This is a genomic window from Pararhizobium sp. IMCC3301 (genome assembly GCF_030758315.1).
In the GTDB taxonomy this organism is placed as follows: domain Bacteria; phylum Pseudomonadota; class Alphaproteobacteria; order Rhizobiales.
On record NZ_CP132336.1, the window covers coordinates 890,608 to 910,872 of the forward strand.

The window sequence follows — 20,265 nt, forward strand, 5'->3', positions numbered from 1 at the left end:
AAGCCGTTTATCCTGACAATGAAGATGGTGTTTTACCACGCCGATGGCAAGCTCACTCCTTCTCATATACCGCCGGCAAATCTAGGTCATCACATCCGGTTCTGTTCTGCCAAGTCGCGCTTCAAGACCGGAGATCTCCACGGCGGCATCTTTAACTGACTGCAGTGCTATCTGGGTGTCCTTCAAATGATCTGTGCCCCGGGGCGCATATTGTTCAAGATACAGCCGCAGTGTCGCGCCTTCGGTCCCGGTGCCAGACAGGCGGAACACAGCGCGCGCGGCATTTTCAAACACGATCCGCACGCCCTGATTTTCGCTGACAGACCCGTCAACCGGGTCATGATAGGAAAATTCATCAGCTTGTTTCACAGTCTGGCCGGCAAAGGATTTCCCCGGTAAATCTGCCAACTTTGATTGAAGCGCCTTCATCAGACCGGCGGCAGCATCAGCCGGGACCGCCTCGTAATCATGCCGGGAATAATAGTCTCGGCCATAGGTGCTCCAATGATCGTGCAGAATTTCAGCGGCAGACAATTGCCGTTCTGCGATGGTGTTGAGCCACAGCAGGATGGCCCAGAGGCCATCTTTCTCACGCACATGATCCGACCCGGTGCCAGCGCTTTCCTCGCCGCAAATCGTTGCCATGCCGGCATCCAGCAGATTGCCGAAAAATTTCCAGCCGGTTGGCGTTTCATAGCTGCCGATCCCGAGTTTCTCTGCCACCCTGTCACTCGCCGCGCTGGTCGGCATTGAACGGGCGACGCCTTTCAGGCCGGATTTATATCCCGGCGCCAGATGGGCATTGGCTGCAAGCACGGCCAGACTGTCCGACGGGGTGATATAGACGCCGCGGGCAACCACCATGTTGCGGTCACCATCGCCATCGGAAGCTGCTCCAAAATCCGGTGCGGCATCCGACATCATCAGATCCATCAGCGATTTGGCCCACACCGGATTCGGGTCCGGATGCCCGCCACCGAAATCCTCCAGCGGAACACTATTGACCACAGTGCCATCCGGCGCGCCCAGTTCGCCTTCCAGAATTGCACTCGCATAGGGACCGGTCACTGCATGCATCGCATCGAACCGCATGGTAAAGCCGGACGCGAACAGGGCCCGGATCTTGTCAAAGTCGAACAGCTGCTGCATCAGCGCCTGATAGTCCAGGACCGGATCGACGATGTCGATCTGCATGGCGCCCAGTGCCTGCCTGCCAATTGTTTCCAGTGCCACATCGGGTGCCGACATAATCGAGTAGGATTGCAGTTTTTTTGTCTGCTCAAACATCGCGTCGGTTACGCTTTCCGGCGCAGGCCCCCCATTTGGCGTGTTGAATTTCAGGCCGAAATCCTCGTCCACTCCGCCCGGATTATGGCTTGCCGACAGAATCAGACCGCCATCGGTGTTGTTGAGACGAATGAGATGGGAGGCTGCAGGCGTTGACAGCAATCCGTTGCGGCCGACAATGGTTCTGGCAACCCCGTTGGCTACCGCCATCTTCAGTATGGTCTGGATCGCCTGTTTGTTGAAATAGCGCCCGTCCCCGCCGACCACGAATGTCTTGCCCTCAGCTCCACCGATTGCGTTGAAAATCGACTGGACAAAATTCTCCAGATAATTCGGTTCCATGAACACCCGGGTTTTCTTGCGCAGTCCGGAAGTACCAGGTTTCTGGCCCTCAATCGGATTTGTGGAAACAACATCAATGGTCACTGGAATTCTCCCTCTTTGCGTCAGATGCATCGCGTGCGCCCTGGCGCATCAGGTCTGCAATCTTCAACAGATTGTCGTTGTCAGCAAAAGCCTCAACCGGCAATTTGCAGCGGCGGCGCCAATTCGGGTGTTGATTTATTGTACCGGGAAGATTTTGCGCTTCAAGCTCTCCCAGCACGTCATCGAGCTGGACAGAAACCATGGCAACGTCGGAATTTGCCAGCGCGCTGTGGACGCACATATTCAGATGGGCAAAGGATTGGTCATCTGAGTCTGCATCGCAGGACGCCTGTTGCCAGGCACAGATACCGGCGATTTCGGCCTGCCGGTTAGCCCTTGCCTGGAGCGCTCCATCTGCGTCAATCCAGTGGAGTTTTTGCCACCAGTCAATGTCATGGCCGCGATAAAACCCCTTCAGCGTGGGGGTGTCGTGCGTGCCGAAACAGGCCAAGCTGGCTGGCCGAAGATGCTCCGGGTCGGAAATCGCACCATCAGCAGTTTTTTCATACTGCAGCACAGAATAGCTGTAGAGGCCTCGTGTTTTCATCGCTTCACGGAACCCATCTGGAACCAGCCCCAGATCCTCGCCGATTATCACAGTCCCGGCACGTTCCGCCTCAATCGCCACCATCGCCAGCAGCGACTGGAAGGGCTGCCTTATATATCCACCCGGACTGCCATTGTCCGGAATCCAATAGCTTCGGTTCATCCCCAGCACGTGGTCAATGCGTAGCACGCCACAATGGCGCATGGTCTGCGCCAGAATGTCCCGGAATGCCTGGTATCCGGTTTCCGCCAGTTTTGCCGGTGCAAATCCTGCCAGATCCCATTTCTGGCCAGCCGGGCTGAGAAAATCAGGCGGCGCACCGATGGAGACACCTTCGGCAACGATGTCCTGTTCACACCAGGTTTCCGCGCCCCCGCGCCGTGGCCCGACCGCAAGATCGAGATACAGCCCAAGAGCCATGCCACTGTTTGTGGCTTGCTGCTGGGCAGTGGCCAGCTGCCGGGTTGCAACCCATTGCAGCCAGCTGTGAAACCGTTTGCTGTCCTCAGCAGTGTCCCGCACTTGCGTTTCACCGCCCGCGACTGTTTGCAGCGGCTGCGGCCAATGACGCCAATCGGGGCCATGCAACACACTCAGCGCTTCAAACAGGGCAAACTTCTGCAATGGCGCACCCTGCTCGCGGCAAAACTCGTCAAGCTCCTGCTTTGCGCCGGTATCCGCCTCGCGGACGAAGATGTCGTATAAAGCCCGCAGTGCAACGCTATGGTTCTGATAGTGACGCCGGTAGTCGATAAGGTCCGAAGCGCTGTTGTCGGCCGATGCCTGGCGCAATTCCTGTCCGACAACGCGTGCGGCGGCAGAGCGTTCCAGCCCGCGAATTTGATCTGTGGCAATATGCGCGGTATTCAAAAATCCGCGATGCGAAGGCGAATACGGGCTGATCGTGTCATGCTCGGCCCAACCGATATTGTGCACCGGATTGATACCAAGAAACGAAGCGCCCATGGCTCCGGTTGCGGCGGCCACCCCAGCCAGATCCGCAAAATCACCAATTCCGGCAGTGCGGCCAGAGTGCAGTCCGTAAAGCGCGGTGTTGACCCCCCAGATGCGTGCGCGGCCGGTCACGTCCTGAAGCGATGGCGCGCGCTGCGGCGCCGCGATAAGCCGGATCGTTTCGCTGGCCGCGCCGCTGCCGACCGTAAGCCTGTGCACGCCCGATGGCAGCGGCGGAAGAGTGAACAGCGGTCCTGTCCGCCCCTCAAACCGGACATCGGACTCACCTTCCAGCTGCAAGTGCCAATCAGTTTCCGGTGACAAGTCCAGACTGGCGTGCCGGGCCGAAGTGACGATGATCTCGCGCGGATATTTACGGCGGCTTTCAAGGTGCTTAAGTTCCGCCAGTTCCGCCAAAATCATTGCGTCATTGTCGAGGTGCAGCCCGTTCGCCCGCAGCAGGGCAAGTTGTGTCTCAGGGCGAATGCTCTGCCGCTGTCCGGCCAAATCATGGAAATCCGGCAGAATCCCAAAACGGCCGGCAAGCTCGCCCAGTGCTTCCTGCGCAGTCAAGTGGTTTGCTCGTCGGACTTCGCAACCAGTCCGATGACCGACCGTCCCTGCGAGGTAATCGTGTCACCGCCCGTCTTGCAGAACGGGAAAACATCGGTTGCGGCCGTATCAAACGCACAGACCCAGTGCTGACCTTGGGGCGTGTCCGGCAGTTTGACTTCGGCGGTTTCCTCGTCGCGATTGAAAATCAGAAACACAACATCCCCGTCACTCTCTCCGGGGGCGGCTTCTGCCGAACAGCGCAGGGTCAGGCAGAACCGGGATAACCCCGGATCACGCCATTGCATCGGCCCACCGCGAAAATCAGTCCACTCCACATCCGGGTGGCCGTCGGCAGGCCGCTCCGCACCATGCAGAAACCGGCTTTGCCGCAGTGATTTATGGTCACGGCGGAATTGCGACAGCTGGTGGACGAATTCCAGCAATTCCTCATCCGGATTCTCCCAGTTCACCCAGCCAATCGGATTATCCTGGCAATAGGCGTTGTTGTTGCCCTGTTGCGAATTGCCAATTTCGTCGCCGGCCAGCAACATCGGAGTGCCCTGGGACAGGAACAGCGTTGCCAGGATGTTTCTCTGGCGCTTTGAGCGGCGTCTGCGGATTTCAGGATCGTCGGTTTCGCCCTCAACGCCGCCATTGTCGCTGAGGTTTGAATGATGCCCGTCAGCGCCGTTCTCGCCATTGGCTTCATTGTGGCGCTCATTGTAGCGCGTCACATCAGCCAAGGTGAAGCCATCATGAGACGTCACGAAATTGACAGACGACCAGGCCCGGCGGCCATCCTTGTCGAATTGACCGGCAGAGCCCAGAAGCCGTGCCCCGAGTTCCTGGGCACTGTGACTGTCCCCGCGCCAGTAACGCCGCACCGTGTCCCGAAAGCCATCATTCCATTCGGAAAATTCAGACGGAAATTCGCCGAGACGGTAGCCGCCGGGACCTACATCCCAGGGTTCGGCAATCAGGCGGACATCGGACAGCACCGGATCCTGGCGTAAGGCGTCGAAGAAACCGCCATAGCGATCAAAACCATGATCTTCCCGGGCAAGTGTAGTGGCAAGATCAAAGCGAAACCCGTCAACGCCCATCTGCTGCACCCAGAAGCGCAGACTGTCCATCACCATCCGCAGCACCTGAGGGTGTGCCACATTCAACGTGTTGCCACAGCCGGTATCATTGACATAGTAACGCGGCTGGCCGGAAATCAGTCGGTAATAGGACGCATTGTCAAGGCCGCGGTAACTCAGGGTCGGGCCGCGGTGATCGCCTTCCGCAGTGTGGTTGTAGACCACATCCAGAATGACCTTGATGTTATGAGCGTGAAACTTGCGCACCATGTTGCGAAAGCCCAGCAGGCCCTGCGGCCCGTAGTAGCGCGGCTCCGGAGCAAAGAAGCCGATTGTGTTGTAGCCCCAATAATTGCGCAGGCCCCGGTCCACCAGAAACCCGTCATCGATGAATGAATGGACCGGAAGCAGTTCGACAGCGGTCACACCAAGCTTCTGCAAATGCTCCAGCATGGCGTCCGAAGCCAGCCCTTCATAGGTACCTTTGACCGCCTCGGGCACGGATGGATGCTCCTGGGTGAGGCCCTTGACGTGGGCCTCATAGATCAATGCATCGTGCCAGTCGCAATCGGGACGTTCCTCAATTCTCGAAAACAGCTCCGGGTCGGATATGACTGATTTGGGCACCACAGAAGCGCTGTCGCGCTCGTCGAATGACAGATCCAGTTTGTCGGATTTTCTGTCGTATCCCAGAATCAGATCAGAGTTCGGCCAGGTTCCGCGCAATTCCCTTGTATAAGGGTCCATCAGCAGTTTGTTGGGATTGAAGCGATGGCCCTGGTCGGGTGCATAAGTGCCGTGAGCGCGAAACCCGTACAGGGTTCCAGGTGCCAGACCCGGTGCATATCCGTGCCAGACATGGCCGGTGCGCTCCGGCAGCGGCACACGATCGGTTTCCACCACACCACTATCGGAAAAAATGCACAAATCGATCTGTGTCGCATGTGCTGAAAACACGGCAAAATTCGTTCCATTGCCATCATGACGGGCGCCAAGATGGTTCGGCGTTCCCGGGAGAAGTTGAAGAGTCATGGTTGGATTTCTTTACCAGTGCCGGAGATGCCGGGAGCCAGAGTTTCATAAAGCGTCTTGTAGGCTGCAGCCGAGCTATCCCAGCCAACCGGGTATTTCATTGCACTGAGCATCATCCGGTGCCAGGTATCGGGGAGTGCAAACAAATCGCAAGCCCGGTGGATCGCGACGCACAGATTGTCAGCATTCACCGGCGAAAAGGTAAGTCCGGTTGCCCGTTTGGATTTCAGACTGGCGGCATCGGCATTGACAACCGTATCAGCCAGCCCCCCTGTCTTTGCGACAACCGGCAGCGTGCCATAGCGCAAGCCATATAGCTGGGTCAGCCCGCAAGGTTCGAACCGCGATGGCACCAGAATGGCATCACTGCCGCCCTGCAGCAGATGCGACAGTCTTTCATCATATCCGATGATGCATCCCACCGAACCGGCATACTCGTCTGCGGCTTTTCTGAAACCATCTTCAAGTTGCCTGTCGCCTGATCCGAGCAGTGCCAGTTGCGCACCGCGCTCGATCAGAACGGGCAGTGTTTCAAGCAGCAGATCAAGACCTTTCTGCGAGGTCAGACGGCTGATAACGCAGAACAATGGTGAGTCAGGTTTCGATTCCAGACCGAACCATTCTTCAATCACTTCGCGGTTTTTGGCGCGCCGTGTCAGACTGCGGGAGGAATAGGTCGCAGCAAGATTGGGATCGGTTTGCGGGTTCCATACATCACGATCAATACCGTTCAATATGCCGCAAAGATCATCCCGGCGGGCTTGAAGCAACCCCTCCAGACCCATACCGAATTCCGCTGAAAGCAATTCACGCGCATATGTCGGACTGACGGTTGTAATCTTGTCAGCGAGCGCAATTCCCGCCTTCATAAATCCCAGTTTGCCATAATATTCAATCGCTTCGTGATGAAACAGCGCATCCGAAAGACCCAACTCGTGACGCACCGAACTGTCGAACAGGCCCTGAAAGGCAATGTTGTGAATCGTCATGACGCAACGCGGCACGCTGGCATTGGCTTGTTTCAGGTAGGCAGGCACTAGGCCCGCCTGCCAGTCATGAGCGTTGATGACATCAGGTTTCCAGCCGCCTGCCCCGTCAACACCGATCCGCGCTGCCGTCAATGACAGGGCACCAAACCGCAGATAATTATCCGCCCAGTCATGTCCGTGTCCGTCCAGATAGATACTGCCCGGCCGATCATACAGATGCGGCGCATCAAGCAGCAGCATATCGAGGCCCTCGGCACGCACTGCGACAAGCCTGGCAGGGCCACCGAACAGCTTGTCCTGATGGTCGACGACCTTTCCGGCCTGCACCAGATTGCGAAGCGCCGGATAGGCCGGCAACAACACCTTCACTCCGACACCCAGTTCACCCAGGACTTTCGGAACAGCACCTATCACATCTGCCAGCCCGCCGGTTTTGATAAATGGCGCGCATTCCGAGGCTACGAACAGGACTTTCATGTTACAATTCAAGCTTATCAATCATCGGTTTCGTAATCAGGCATATGCCGCCTTCTGAACGGCGGAACCGTTTTGCGTCCAGTTCCGGATCTTCCCCCACCACCAGACCGTCCGGAATCGAGACGCCCCGGTCGACCACCACATTTGTCAGCCGCGCGTTGCGGCCAATATCAGCATAAGGCAAAGCCACCACACCATCCATCTTGGAAAATGAATGGGTCTTTACTCCGGTGAACAATAAACACCGGTTGAGCTGAGAGCCGGACACGATACAACCACCCGACACCATGGAGGACAGGGCAAAGCCTTTTCTGCCTTCTTCATTATGGATGAATTTGGCTGAGGGAACCAGTTCAGAATAGGTCCAGATCGGCCACGAATTGTCGTACAAATCAAGTTCCGGGGTGAAATCCGTCAGATCGATATTGGCCTGCCAGAACGCATCGACAGTTCCCACATCACGCCAGTAAGGCGAGGACTGGTTCGGGCTGCGCACACAGGAGCGGCTGAACGGATGAGCGATCGCCTTGCCGTTTTTAACAATTGCAGGAATGATATCCTTGCCAAAATCATTGCTGGAACCCGGTTTCTCCGAATCCTGGCGCAATTGGTCAAACAGAAACTCCGTCTCAAAAACGTAGATTCCCATACTCGCAAGTGCCAGGTCCGGGTGGCCGGGCATGGCGGGCGGATCGGCAGGCTTTTCGATGAAATCGATGATGCGGTCATCCTCGCCCACATGCATGACGCCAAATCCACTGGCCTCCATGCGCGGCACTTCAACGCAGCCAACAGTGACATCGGCACCGCTTTCCACGTGATGTTTGACCATCAGCGAGTAGTCCTGCTTGTAGATGTGGTCACCTGCCAGAATAATGATGTATTTGGGGTCGTAGCTTTCGATGATATCGAGGTTCTGGGTCACCGCATCGGCTGTGCCCTTGTACCAGTTTTCCTCGTCCAGCCGCTGCGAGGCCGGCAGGATATCCAGAGATTCATTGCGTTCAGCCCGGAAAAAACTCCAGCCGCGCTGCAGATGCCGGATCAGGCTGTGCGCCTTGTACTGGGTGGCAACGCCAAGGTGCCGCATGCCGGAATTGACCGCATTGGAAAGTGCAAAATCGATGATCCGGCCCTTGCCGCCAAAATAGACAGCGGGTTTGGCCCGCCTTTCGGTCAGTTCCTGCAATCGGCTGCCGCGTCCGCCAGCCAGCACAAACGCCATGGTTTGCTGGGCAAGTCGTTGAGATTCGGTGTCCATTTTGTTTTCCTCCACTTGAATGCGCCCTTCCCGGCTTTTTTATTCCTGTTCAAATTCAAAGAATATCGTCGCCAGCGGCGGAATGGTGATGCGGATCGAATGCGCCTGCCCGGCGACCGCCACCGGCGCTGAATTCACACCGCCGAGATTTCCCCTGTCGCCGCCGCCATAATGTCTGGAATCAGTGTTCAGCCGTTCAACCCATCGCCCGGATTGCGGCACCCCGACGCGGCGCGCGCTGCGTTCCACAGGCGTAAAATTAGAGACCACAACAACAGGGGGCGCGCCATCTGTTCCGCGCCGCACCCAGACAAAAACCGACTCCTCCGCCGCATCGCCCTCCATCCAATCAAATCCCTCCGGCTTGCAATCCAGCTGATACAGAGCCGGTGTGGCGGCGTAGAGTGTATTGAGGTCCCGGATCAGGCTCTGCATGCCCTGGTGGGCCGGATCGTCCAGCAGGTGCCAGTCGAGACTGGAATTGTGGTTCCACTCCTGATTCTGGGCGAATTCATTGCCCATAAACAGCAGCTTTTTACCGGGATGGCCCCACATGAAGCCGTAATAGGCCCTCAGATTTGCAAATCGCTCATCCAGACTACCGGGCATTTTCGACAGGATCGATCCCTTGCCATGCACAACTTCGTCATGGCTCAGCGGCAGCACAAAATTCTCACTGAAGGCGTAGTGCAGGCCAAAAGTCATTTTATGATGATGATATTTGCGGTGGATCGGGTCCTCTGACATGTAAGTCAGAGTGTCATTCATCCATCCCATATTCCATTTGAAGCCAAAGCCGAGCCCGCCATAACTGGTCGGCGCACTGACCCCCGGAAACGCGGTTGATTCTTCGGCTATGGTCATGATGCCGGGCATCTCGCCATAAGCGGTTTCGTTCATCACTTTGAGAAAGTCGATAGCTTCAAGGTTTTCGCGGCCGCCATGGACATTTGGCACCCATTCGCCATCATTGCGGGAATAATCGCGGTACAGCATCGAGGCCACCGCATCGACCCGCAAGCCGTCGATATGATGCTCCCGCAGCCAGTAGACAGCATTGGCGACGAGATAATTTCTGACCTCAAGCCGTCCGTAATTGAACAACAGCGTGTTCCAGTCCGGATGAAACCCCTCACGGCGGTCGCCATGTTCGAACAGCGGCGTGCCGTCGAACTGGCCAAGCCCGTGCTCATCTTCGGGGAAATGTCCCGGCACCCAATCCAGGATCAGCCCGATATCGGCGCGGTGGCAGGCGTCAACGAAGGCGCGGAATTCTGCCAGCGTGCCGTGGCGAATGGTGGGCGCATAAAGCCCGACCGGCTGATAACCCCACGAACCGTCAAATGGAAATTCGGTGATCGGCATCAGCTCGATATGGCTGAAGCCCATGGTTTTGACGTAGTCGACCAGCTGCTCGGCGTGCTCCAGATAGGACAGCGGCCTGTTGCCGTCTTCCGGAACCCGCCGCCACGAGCCCAGATGGACTTCATAGATCGAAATCGGCTGATCGATTGCATGCCGCAAGGCACGTTTTGAGATCCATGCTTTGTCACCCCAGTCATAGCCGTCCAGCTTGCGCACAACCGAGGCGGTTTTCGGCGGATGTTCAGCGCCAAATCCGAACGGATCGGACTTTTGCGGTAAAAGCTGGCCATCGCTGTCCAGCAGTTCATATTTATAGGGCTCGCCCTCACGGATGCCGGGTACGAAGATTTCCCAGACACCGCTGTTTCCGCAGCGCCGCAGAACGTGTGTCCTGCCATTCCATCCGTTGAAATTGCCGACCACCGAAACCCGGCTTGCATTCGGAGCCCAGACGGCAAAATGGGTCCCCTCGACCTTTTCATGGGTGAGAACATGCGCGCCCAGCACCTGCCACAGCCTTTTATGGCTGCCCTCATTGATGAAATAGGCATCCTGTTCGCCCAGAACCGGGCTGAAGCGGTACGGGTCGTCTATGACCCAGTCATCATCTGAATTGCGGATACGCAAGCGATAGGGGAAGGCTTTCTTGCGTTTTGGCACCACAGCTGTGAATACGCCTTCGGTATCGTCTCTTGGCGTCAGCGATACGATCTTCTTGCCGGTTTTGGCATCCAGCAGATCGACACCGTCCAGGCCGGGCATGAACACACGGATAACCAGCGTTTCGCCGCTTTTGTGCAGCCCGAGAACCGAGAACAGATCACCATGGGTTCCCATGGTGATCGCGTGTGCTGTTTCAGAGCTTAATTCAGTCATACCCCCCCCAAAATAAGCATCCATGTACGGCCATATTCAGGTCCGCATTGCGGAATGCACATCCCATATTTCATCAGCATAACCCGATATTGTCCTGTCTGACGAGAACCATCCCATCCGGGCCGTGTTGAGGATTGCCTTCTGCGTCCAGACAGCCGTGTCGTTGAAATCGGTGTCAATCTGCCGCTGGGTGGCAAAATAACTGTCGAAATCACAGCTCACCAGGAAGTAGTCGTGCTCATAAAGCCGGCTGACCAGCGCGGCAAAGCGGTCCGGCTCATCCGGTGAGAACCGCCCGGTGGCAATCTGCTCGAGGACACGGGCAAGGCGCGGGCTGGCTTCGATTGCGCTGCGGGCAAAGCCGTCCTCTTCACGCCGTGCCACGACTTCTGCCGCCGTCAGGCCGAACAGATAGAAGTTCTCTGCCCCGACCCGTTCGCGGATTTCCACGTTGGCTCCGTCCAGCGTTCCGATGGTCAGCGCGCCATTGAGAGCAAACTTCATATTACCTGTGCCCGAGGCTTCCTTGCCCGCAGTCGATATCTGCTCAGACACATCCGTTGCCGGGATCAGAACTTCCGCCATCGTGACGTTGTAATTTTCCGGATAGACGATCTGCAGAAATTCGCGGTTCACCGGATCCTTGTTGATGGTGGCGGCGACATTATTGATGAGATGAATGATTTCCTTGGCAACCACATAGCCCGGCGCGGCCTTGCCGCCGAAAATCTTGATCCGGGGCGTCCAGCTCATATCGGGATTATCGCGAATGTCATTCCACAGTGCCACGGTTTCCAGCAGGTTCATCAATTGCCGCTTATATTCGTGAATCCGTTTGATCTGCACATCGAACATTGCCGCCGGGTCTATCGACAGCCCGTCGCGCTGCTTCAGCCAGTCGGACAAGCGCTCCTTGTTGTGCATTTTGGCCGCTCTGAAATCGGCCTGAAAGCCGGCATCACCGGCAAATTTCTCCAGGCCCTGCAAGCGCTCCAGATCATCGGGCCATTCCGTGCCGATGCTGCGATTGATCAGCGCGCGCAAAGGCGGATTGCAGGAATACAGCCAGCGCCGTGGCGTCACGCCATTGGTCATGTTGGTGATACGGTCCGGATAGGCTTGATGCAGATCGGAAAACACGGTTTGTTTGACCAATTCGCTGTGCAGCGCCGAAACCCCATTGACCTTGTGCGCCATGATGAAGGCCAGTTCGCCCATTTTGACAGCGCCATCCTCGATGATCCGCACCGTGCCGTCTGTGGCATTCAGATGCGCCTCTTCAATCAGCTGGATAATCCGGTGATGCCGCGGCAGCACGCGGGCGAACAGCTCTTCATCCCAGCGCTCCAGCGCTTCGGGAAGCAGGGTGTGATTGGTATAACCCAGACAATTGCGCGCAATCTCGATGGCGTCGGCCATGGCCAAGCCATTTTCGTCAACCAGCAACCGCACCAGTTCGGCCCCTGCCACAGCCGGATGCGTATCATTGAGCTGGATCGCCACCTTGTTGGCCAATTGGCGCAGATCATGGCCTTCCGACAGAAAGCGGCGCAGCAGATCCTGGATTGAGGCAGCGGTGAAGAAATATTCCTGCTTCAGACGCAGTTCCTTGCCGGTTTCCGTGGTGTCATCGGGATACAGCACCCGCGAAATGGTGCGCGCCAGAGCTTCCGGCTCGGTTGCCGCCAGATATTCGCCCTGATTGAAGCTTTCCAGATCGAACAGACGCGTCGGCTTGGCCGCCCATAGCCGCAGCGTGTTGGCCCATTTGCCCTTCCAGCCGACGACCGGCGTATCATAGGCGGAGGCCAGCACGGTTTCACCGGGGCTCCACACCACCTGTCCGCCGCTCTCGCTGACAGTTCCGGAAAACCCGATCGGATAACTGACTTCGGGGCGCTCGAATTCCCAGGCGTGGCGCTGGGCAAGCCAGCCTTCGGCGGTTTCAATCTGCCTGCCATCTTCAAAATGCTGTTCAAACAGACCGTGCTCATAGCGGATACCATAGCCATAGGCCGGGATACCGAGCGTTGACAGACTGTCGAGAAAACACGCCGCCAGCCGGCCAAGCCCGCCATTGCCAAGCGCTGCATCCGGTTCATCAGCGACGACGGAACTGTAGTTCTGGCCCAGCGATTGCATTGCCTCTTCGGCGCATTCATCGACCCTCAGATTGACCGCGACGTCTTCGATGAGGCGTCCGATCAGAAACTCCATCGACAGGTAATAGACCCGCTTGCCCTTGGCTTCATAGGTTGTGCGCGTGCTTTCAAACCACGGATCGACCACCAGATCGCGCAACGCCAGCGACAGCGACATGCGCCAGTCATACAGCGAAGCGTGGCTTTCATCCTTGCCAAGGGAATATTTGAGATGGCGCAGGATTTCTGCGCGAAAGATCGTGGCATCAAGAGGCATGGTATTTTTAATGTTCATGGATGTACTCGAATGTCTGCGCCGGTTGGCAGCGGAAAAGGGATGAAAATCTGGATCGTCAGAAATGGCTGACCGGAACTCCTGTGGCACGGCTCTGCGCACCGGGCAAAAGGCAACTCTGGATCAGGTCATATAGCGCAGCCGCAGAAAAACGCCCACAGTTTCTGATGAAACCCGGGGTTTACAAGGCCAGCCCGCTGCTGATGTCGTATCCGCCTCCGCAGATGATATTGAATAATTGCTCTTTAAATGGGCATTTGTTCGATCTATAGCAGCAAATGCCTGTTTGAACAATGCTAATCAGTAAAAGTGCATTTTCCGGGGACAGTAATGTTCGGTTGCACGGACTGAATCGGCCTCTCTGGCCAGCTGGCGCAGATTTGCCTTTCTCGTCTGTTGACACCGTACCATGGTACGCAGGCTATCATTTGCGTCACAGATGGAACGCAACAGAATGCCGGCTGCCCTGTCGGCCACAAGCGGAGTGCAGTATCAACCCTATGCCCTCAAACCACTCATACGGTCGGCTCGTCCGCCGCTGGCTGCCGCCGCTGGCAGGTGCCGCCCTGGCCATCACCCTGATCTTCTACCTCTATCGCGATCTCGATTTCGCCCGTTTCAGCACGGCTCTGATGTCTGCCAATGCGGCCTGGATTGCGGTTCTGGCCGTAACCATCCTGCTGGAACAACTCGCCAATGGCTGGAAATGGCGTCAGATCCTGCATGATCTGAAACCGGTGCCGACCCTGCGGCTGACCGGCGCGCTGCTGGCCGGATATGGCGCCAATGTGCTGGTGCCGCTGGGCATCAGCCCGCTGGTGCGGTCCTGGCTCATCGCCCGGATGGAAGATCTGAAGATGGCCACAGTTCTGACCACCACCATCATTGCCCGTTTCATCGACGGTGTGATCTTCGCGCTGTTTGCCGGCCTGGTTGCAATGGCCGGCCAGGTGCCGCAGGTCGAGGGTAATCTGGAAATCGGCCTGATCATTGCCGGGGCGTTGAACTTTGTGCTGTTCGCGACCGCGCTCTGGGCGCTGTTCCGTTTCCGCATTCTGTTCTCGCAGGATGGCCCGCTGATCTGCCGCCTGTTTGACTGGGTGGCAAAATGGTTCCGCGCCAATGGCGCGATACTGCGCGGGTCGCTGTGCGATGGCGTGGTCTGGCCACGGGCGCGGCGGCACCGGCTCTATGTGCTGCTCGGCGCCATCGCGGCGAAACTCATCGCCGCCACGCATTATCTTTGGGCCGGACTGGCCGTCGGTGTGGTGCTGGCACCGTTCGATTATCTGTTCCTGATGGTGTTCGCCGGCTTCTCGCTGGTGCTGTCGCGGTTTGTGAGGGTGCCGGGCGGCTTTGTCATCGGCTCGGCTTTTGCCTTCAGGCTGCTCGGCGTGCCTGAGGAACAGGCGCTGGCGATGATCCTGTTCAACTTTGTGATGTCGATCATCGTCGTGGTCGGCGGCGGGCTGATTGTGCTGTGGCAATCCGGCATCGACATCCGCCGTGCCCGCCACGCAGCGGAGACACCTGATGTCCGCTCCTGACATGGCAGAGCTACCCGGCCAGCGTGCCCGCTTCTGGCGCATCGCCGGGGCCGGGGCCGCCTTTCAGGGCGGCGCGGCGGCGGTGGATTCCGCCACCGTGGTGGCCAGCCTGGTTTATTATCTCACCGGCAGCGCGTTTGCTGTCGGTGCCGCCAGCGCCATATTGCGGCTCGGCTGGCTGCTGCCGCAACTGATTGTCGGCTATCTCGCCCAGCGTGCGCAGCGCCGGATGCCTTACTATGTGTTCGGCGCTTACGGGCGGGCGCTCTGCCTTATGCTGATTGCCCTGCTGTTGTGGTGGGGGCCGGACTTAGTGAAATCTGACTTGTTGCAATCCGGCTGGCAGCCCGTGCCGCTGGCCGCCGGTTTTCTGCTGCTATGGACATTGTATGCCTTCGTCAGCGGCGTTGTCGCCGTGCCTTACAACGATATTGTCGGGCGTTCGATCCCGTCGCAATCGCGCAGCACCATGCTGGCCTGGCGGTTTTTCGGCGGCGGGCTGATTGCTCTGCTCGTCGCACTGTTCATCGGTTGGGCGCTGGATGTGATGCCGGTTCTGCTGGCCTATGCCGCAGTGTTTGCACTTGCCTCGGTGCTGATGCTGGCCTCCTCATCTTTGTTCGTGTCAGCCGGGGAACCGCCGCTCAGCGTGCCACCGGCAGCGCAGCGCCAGCCCATGGCAAGCTTTCTGCGCGGCGGGTTTGACACTTTGCGGCAGGATGGCCGCTTCCGGCTGTTTCTCGGCTCGCAATGGCTCGGCGGCGCAACGCTGATGGCCCTGCCCTTCTATATCGTTGCAGCCGGGCAGAATGGCGTTGCCACCAGCGATGTCGGCGTGCTGCTGGGGGCGCAGACCATCGGCGCACTGGCATCGAACCCGCTATGGGGCCGGATCGGCGACCGGGCGGGCAAATTACGGCTTTTGCAGGCCGTTGCAATCACAAGGATGGCACCGCCGCTGGCGGTTCTGGCGCTGTTGCCCGCCGGGGCCGGACTGTTCGGCTTTGCCGCGCTGTTTTTCGTCATCGGAGCGATGATGAATGGTGTCACCATCGGCTATCTCGGCTATCTGATGGAAATCTCGCCCGATGACCGGCGACCGGCCTATTCGGCCTATTTCAACGCCCTCGCCTCACCTGCAGCACTGCTGCCGCTGGCCGGTGCCGGCCTGATCTCGCTGATATCGATTGAGGCGGTGTTCATCGCCGCCCTCATTGCCGCCCTGTGCCAGATCATCCTGCTGCGCCGCATCGCCCGCCTAGAAGGAACCGCATCATGATCCGCCTGCGCCTCGTTTTTCCAGTGCCGTTTCAGGGCTGGATTACTGCAACTTTCAGAAGGAAACCGGCCTTCCTCACAACAACCTGTTGTGGTAGGAACGATTGATGGACGAGCCAGGTTGAACTGAGATGAAATCAAATTCATTCGGCAGAAGTTTTACGGACTATCCGGCACAGAAACGAAAACTCAATCCCAGATCGAAAACCTATCCCTCTGCAGATGGCTATGAATATGCCGATTTTCTCAATCGCGATCCCCGCGCGCTGATCGCAGCCTTCATATCCACCATTGATAAAATCTACCGCAAGCCCGGCAACGGCCCGGCCACCAAAAAGCTTTTTGATCTGCGCGACGGGCTCGGAAATGCGTGCTGGCCCCTTGTCAGGCAGCGTATCGGGCAAGCCGGAAACAACGCTGATGAATTTCTCAACAGGTGGCGCGAACGGCTGCATCCCTATGCGGAATATCAATCAGAGCGCGGCGGGCGATCCAAAAAGCTAAATTTCGCCAAACCTCGAGAGCATGAAAACGTAAAGGGAAACTGGTACGAAACGCTGATGCCGGTTGATGATAAGGGCCTGCCTGATCATAGCGGCTGCGCTGCGGCCATTGACCGTCACTTGTTCGAGCATGCCGCGCGGTGGGACAATGAGGCCGGCGGAGCACGTAACCAGGGCCTGATCGCCTATCAGGCGGATTCCATTGAAAAAAGCCTGCCGCTCGACGCAACCGGCACACGCAGCGTTGACTGGAGCGCAGAGGATGAAGAGCGCTATCTCTGCAAATTTCGGCCAGCCGAAGCCATTATCAAGGCGGCAAAAGAGGCGGAACGCGAGGATCGCAGGGCAAACAAACGCCCGGCGAGGTTGAAGCCGCGGGATGCCGGGATAATTCTGTTTGACGGATATGCCAGCATTTTCGGTGATGGCCACCGCCCGCCGCCGCGCCTTGAACTGGAAGCGCAGAAAGGTAATGCCGGTTTGCTGGCGCTTCACCGCGCAGTGCAGGCGTTTTACAAGCGCAAGATCAAGATGAGCTTGAAGGGCACTCAAATTCCCAAGGACAGCGAGAGCGCCAGAATTCGCAAGAACGCCGGATCGCGTCGTCAACTTCTGTCAGCGGCCTTGCCGCAGACAACGAAACAGCTGTTCGCGTTACTGAAGCAGCGACACGACAACAGCAACACCAACCGGATGATACGCAAGGGCCGCCTGCTATATTATTGCAATTACCGGGGCGGTGCCGGCAGGGTTGACCCCGGCCGGCTGAACTACTGGAAAAGCAGCGCCGGACAGGCGGAGATCAAACGTTCCGAGGCCTTTGTCCGGGTCTGGCGGTCGGCCATTTCGCAAGGCGCGCGCACCTTGCGCTCGCTGGCAAAGGCCCCGGATTATATCAAAGATATCACCGACCAATCCTCCATAGAAAGTCTTCGAAACGAGCGCGGCGGCCGGAAAGTTCCCTATTTCGATTCCCGTCACACTTTTGCAAAATTCCGCCTGATTTTCGGCCGGGCGGCCGACAGCTTCCCGCAGCCGCAGAGTAACCCCGATCAACTGGCAGAGCTGCTGGAGCAGACGATGCGGTCCTTCGCACAATGCCGCCATGGCACTTTTCATTTCAGCACCCGGCAGGGCTTCGTCGATGTTCTGAAAAATCAATTGATCGCGAGCGGTAGCAAAGATGGCGATCCTTCCGAAAATATGCCGGACCAGATCGCAGAGATTTTCCGCAAAGTGTTGAACAATGATGTCCGCAACCGCGCACGCAGACTGATCGACAATCTGGAAGCTGTGCATCTGCACTGCTTTGCCGGGCCACAGCAGATGAGCAAAATCTGGTCGCAACTCAACCAGGAGACTGACACCGATATCGTGCTGCCGAAGTTCCATAATGTGTTGGGGCACATGGAGAATCTGGGCAGGACGGGCAAATTCATCCAGTGCGGGCAGTTCCGGGATCTGGCACTGCCGCCAAAGCCCAACGCAAGAGCGCTGGAAGATCCGGCGACGCTGTGCCGCTACGCGACATTGAAATATCTGTTTGAAGGGCCGTTCCGGCGCCATCTTCAGACTGCCACTGCAAAGCGGATTGATGCCTGCATCAAGGAGATATTAAAGCGCGGTGCCGCGCGGGCCAGAAAGGCCAATGCCAGCCGGGTTCACAAGGATCTGATCGAATCCAAGGCAGGCGGTTTGCCGCGTCCGAACGGGGATGGCATCGCCAGCTATTTTGACCGTCTCGATGCGGAAATGGCGACTGTTATGCGGGTCCAGAAAGGCTACAATCCGGACCCGGAAGCCGCTCGGCAAAAATCGGAATATATCGTCAATTTCCAGCGCGAACTCATCTGCTCCCTGTTTCTCGGCTATCTCAGCGATGAAGGCCTGGGCTGGGTCACCGCAATCGAGCCGCAGACACCGCTTCCGGACCGCCCGCTTTCAGAGCTGCCGGTGCCAGGCGAAATGCAGAGCGATTTTCAGCCCTGGGAGCCGGTCTTCTACTTTCTGCTGCATCTGATACCGGTCGATGATCTGTCCCTGCTGATGCAGCAGTTCCGCAAATGGCATATGCTGTCCAGTGCCAGCAAAGCGCCTGTGGCAAACAGGACCAAGGCTGCGACGACAGATGAAGACAGAATGCGCTATCTGCTTTCGCTGTGTATCGACATGCAGAGCGACAAGATGGACGGCGCGAAAACCCTGCTCAAGACGGACGATGTCCGGGCGTTGTTTGAAAATACCGATGATTTTGACGTTATGTTCGGTGCGGACGATGCAGCGATGCAATCCACCCGGCGGGGCCTGCGTGAAATTCTCCGTTTCGGCGACATGACAGTGCTGCAACCGGTTTTCCGGAAGCATAAAATCTGCAACGCGGATGTGAAAGCATTTCTGGAAGCAGAAAAGTTGACTGCGCAGGGTCTCTCGACGATTGCAGAACAACAGAAACAGCGCGAAGACCTGCATGAGAAGGCCACCGGAAATGGCTCACTTTCCAGTGATGAGGTGGAGCTTTATCTGGATCTTGTCAGGAAGATTGCTGCGCATCGCCGCTGTGCCGCCAGTGTCCGCCTGACAAATTTCACCAGGGCTCACGCCATCCTGATGCGAGTGTCAGGACGGCTGGTGGATTTTGCCGGGACCTGGGAGCGGGACCTTTATTTTATCACCCTGGCCATGCTGGAGGAAAAACAACAAACATTTGGGGAAATTCTGACAGATGGGGATAACGCACGGGCGATTGACGGCTTTTCCCAAGGCAGAGTTGCGACGCGTCGTCTCAAGGCGAATTTTCGGGAAGAACTCTTGACCTATTTCCCTTGCGATAGAGAAACAAGAAATATCCGCAACAATATTGCCCATTTCAACTTTCTGAAACCGGACATCCCTATTGATCTGACGCAACGGATCAATGAAACACGGCATCTGATGCGCTATGACCGCAAACTGAAAAATGCTGTCTCAAAAGCAATTGCCGATCTGGTACAGCGCGAGGGTCTTTATCTGACCTGGGAGATCGACGCCAACAACGGGCAAGATCGCTCCGAATGCAGTGTTCACGGCCTGAAACTGACTCAAATAGATAAAAAGACCATTCGTCATCTCGAGACCGTGGGGCACAAGGAACTCAAACCTCACGAGATCATCAAATATTACAATAAGAGAGAGAAAAAACAGATCAAACGAGCCAAGCGAATTCGAGACTTGTTAAGCTCCAGCCGGAATGTGGAACCGACCGTCACGCCCGAATTGAAGGACATCACTACTGTACTGTTCGGTGGCTCGGCGTTGACAAAGAACAGTGGACCTGGAGGGTGAAAAAGTAGAGCGTCAAGGGCTATTTTTAAGATTTTCAATCGGATTTTACAGCGATAACTGTGAAAAAGCTTCTGTTTATCAGTCTTTTATGCTCACATCAGGAGAGACCACTGCCAAAATGAAGGCAGACTGCACCTCCATTTGGTCCATTTCTTGCTCATTGGGAGGAGAAACCACTGCCAAAATGAAGCCAGATTGAACCATCCGCCGCCGTAGCTGGAGCCGTGGAAAAAGCGTCGCCGGACACGAGGGTTTGGGTGGTTCAAAAGGAGAGAACTGGCGCAGTTGAGAGGCCCGGATTCAAATTTCAGCCGGGGCGCTCGACCAAG

General features: G+C 57.1%; 10 protein-coding genes. 3 read left to right on the forward strand and 7 right to left on the reverse strand.

What is annotated here, in order from left to right; all coding sequences use genetic code 11:
• Positions 1-81 precede the first annotated feature (81 nt).
• From RAL88_RS04150 to RAL88_RS04180, 7 genes are read right to left on the reverse strand one after another with little or no spacing between them, the layout of a single operon-like run.
• The gene (locus RAL88_RS04150; RefSeq protein ID WP_306267466.1) at positions 82-1,713 is read right to left on the reverse strand and encodes an alpha-D-glucose phosphate-specific phosphoglucomutase; all 1,632 of its coding nucleotides are present in this window, start codon (positions 1,711-1,713) and stop codon (positions 82-84) included.
• A complete protein-coding gene (malQ, locus tag RAL88_RS04155; RefSeq protein WP_306267467.1) occupies positions 1,703-3,787 on the reverse strand; it encodes a 4-alpha-glucanotransferase in 2,085 nt (694 codons plus the stop codon). Before malQ ends, RAL88_RS04150 begins: the two co-directional genes overlap by 11 nt.
• Complete coding sequence (gene glgX, locus RAL88_RS04160) at positions 3,784-5,883, reverse strand: glycogen debranching protein GlgX (protein WP_306267468.1); 2,100 nt, start codon at positions 5,881-5,883, stop codon at positions 3,784-3,786. The genes malQ and glgX overlap by 4 nt, the downstream gene beginning before the upstream one ends.
• Entirely contained in the window at positions 5,880-7,349 is a 1,470-nt protein-coding gene (glgA, locus tag RAL88_RS04165; RefSeq protein ID WP_306267469.1) for a glycogen synthase GlgA, read from the reverse strand. Before glgA ends, glgX begins: the two co-directional genes overlap by 4 nt.
• 1 nt (position 7,350) lies before the next feature.
• On the reverse strand, positions 7,351-8,610 hold the full coding sequence (gene glgC / locus RAL88_RS04170; protein WP_306267470.1) for a glucose-1-phosphate adenylyltransferase: 1,260 nt from the start codon (positions 8,608-8,610) through the stop codon (positions 7,351-7,353).
• A 39-nt stretch (positions 8,611-8,649) separates the two neighbouring features.
• Positions 8,650-10,851, reverse strand: coding sequence for a 1,4-alpha-glucan branching protein GlgB (gene glgB / locus RAL88_RS04175; RefSeq protein WP_306267471.1), 2,202 nt, complete (start codon positions 10,849-10,851; stop codon positions 8,650-8,652).
• Between the two features lie 36 nt (positions 10,852-10,887).
• Positions 10,888-13,287 (reverse strand): glycogen/starch/alpha-glucan phosphorylase, encoded by a 2,400-nt coding sequence (locus RAL88_RS04180; RefSeq protein WP_306267472.1) that lies wholly within the window; start codon positions 13,285-13,287, stop codon positions 10,888-10,890.
• 500 nt (positions 13,288-13,787) lie between these two features.
• On the opposite strand from RAL88_RS04180, the gene RAL88_RS04185 reads away from it, so the two are divergent.
• The 3 genes from RAL88_RS04185 to cas13a all read left to right on the forward strand — a co-directional run bounded on the left by RAL88_RS04185 (position 13,788) and on the right by cas13a (position 19,936).
• Positions 13,788-14,834, forward strand: a complete 1,047-nt coding sequence (locus tag RAL88_RS04185; RefSeq protein ID WP_306267473.1) for a lysylphosphatidylglycerol synthase transmembrane domain-containing protein — start codon at positions 13,788-13,790, stop codon at positions 14,832-14,834.
• Positions 14,821-16,113, forward strand: coding sequence for an MFS transporter (locus RAL88_RS04190; protein WP_306267474.1), 1,293 nt, complete (start codon positions 14,821-14,823; stop codon positions 16,111-16,113). Before RAL88_RS04185 ends, RAL88_RS04190 begins: the two co-directional genes overlap by 14 nt.
• Positions 16,114-16,243: 130 nt before the next feature.
• Entirely contained in the window at positions 16,244-19,936 is a 3,693-nt protein-coding gene (gene cas13a, locus RAL88_RS04195) for a type VI-A CRISPR-associated RNA-guided ribonuclease Cas13a (protein WP_306267475.1), read from the forward strand.
• Positions 19,937-20,265: the final 329 nt, after the last annotated feature.

What these genes read in the sequence shown, in the direction of transcription:
- glgX (WP_306267468.1), bottom strand. Translation starts at nt 5,883, where the DNA reads ATGACTCTTCAACTTCTCCCGGGAACGCCGAACCATCTTGGCGCCCGT.
- glgA (WP_306267469.1), bottom strand. Translation starts at nt 7,349, where the DNA reads ATGAAAGTCCTGTTCGTAGCCTCGGAATGCGCGCCATTTATCAAAACC.
- glgC (WP_306267470.1), bottom strand. Translation starts at nt 8,610, where the DNA reads ATGGACACCGAATCTCAACGACTTGCCCAGCAAACCATGGCGTTTGTG.
- glgB (WP_306267471.1), bottom strand. Translation starts at nt 10,851, where the DNA reads ATGACTGAATTAAGCTCTGAAACAGCACACGCGATCACCATGGGAACC.
- RAL88_RS04180 (WP_306267472.1), bottom strand. Translation starts at nt 13,287, where the DNA reads ATGAACATTAAAAATACCATGCCTCTTGATGCCACGATCTTTCGCGCA.
- RAL88_RS04185 (WP_306267473.1), top strand. Translation starts at nt 13,788, where the DNA reads ATGCCCTCAAACCACTCATACGGTCGGCTCGTCCGCCGCTGGCTGCCG.
- RAL88_RS04190 (WP_306267474.1), top strand. Translation starts at nt 14,821, where the DNA reads ATGTCCGCTCCTGACATGGCAGAGCTACCCGGCCAGCGTGCCCGCTTC.
- cas13a (WP_306267475.1), top strand. Translation starts at nt 16,244, where the DNA reads ATGAAATCAAATTCATTCGGCAGAAGTTTTACGGACTATCCGGCACAG.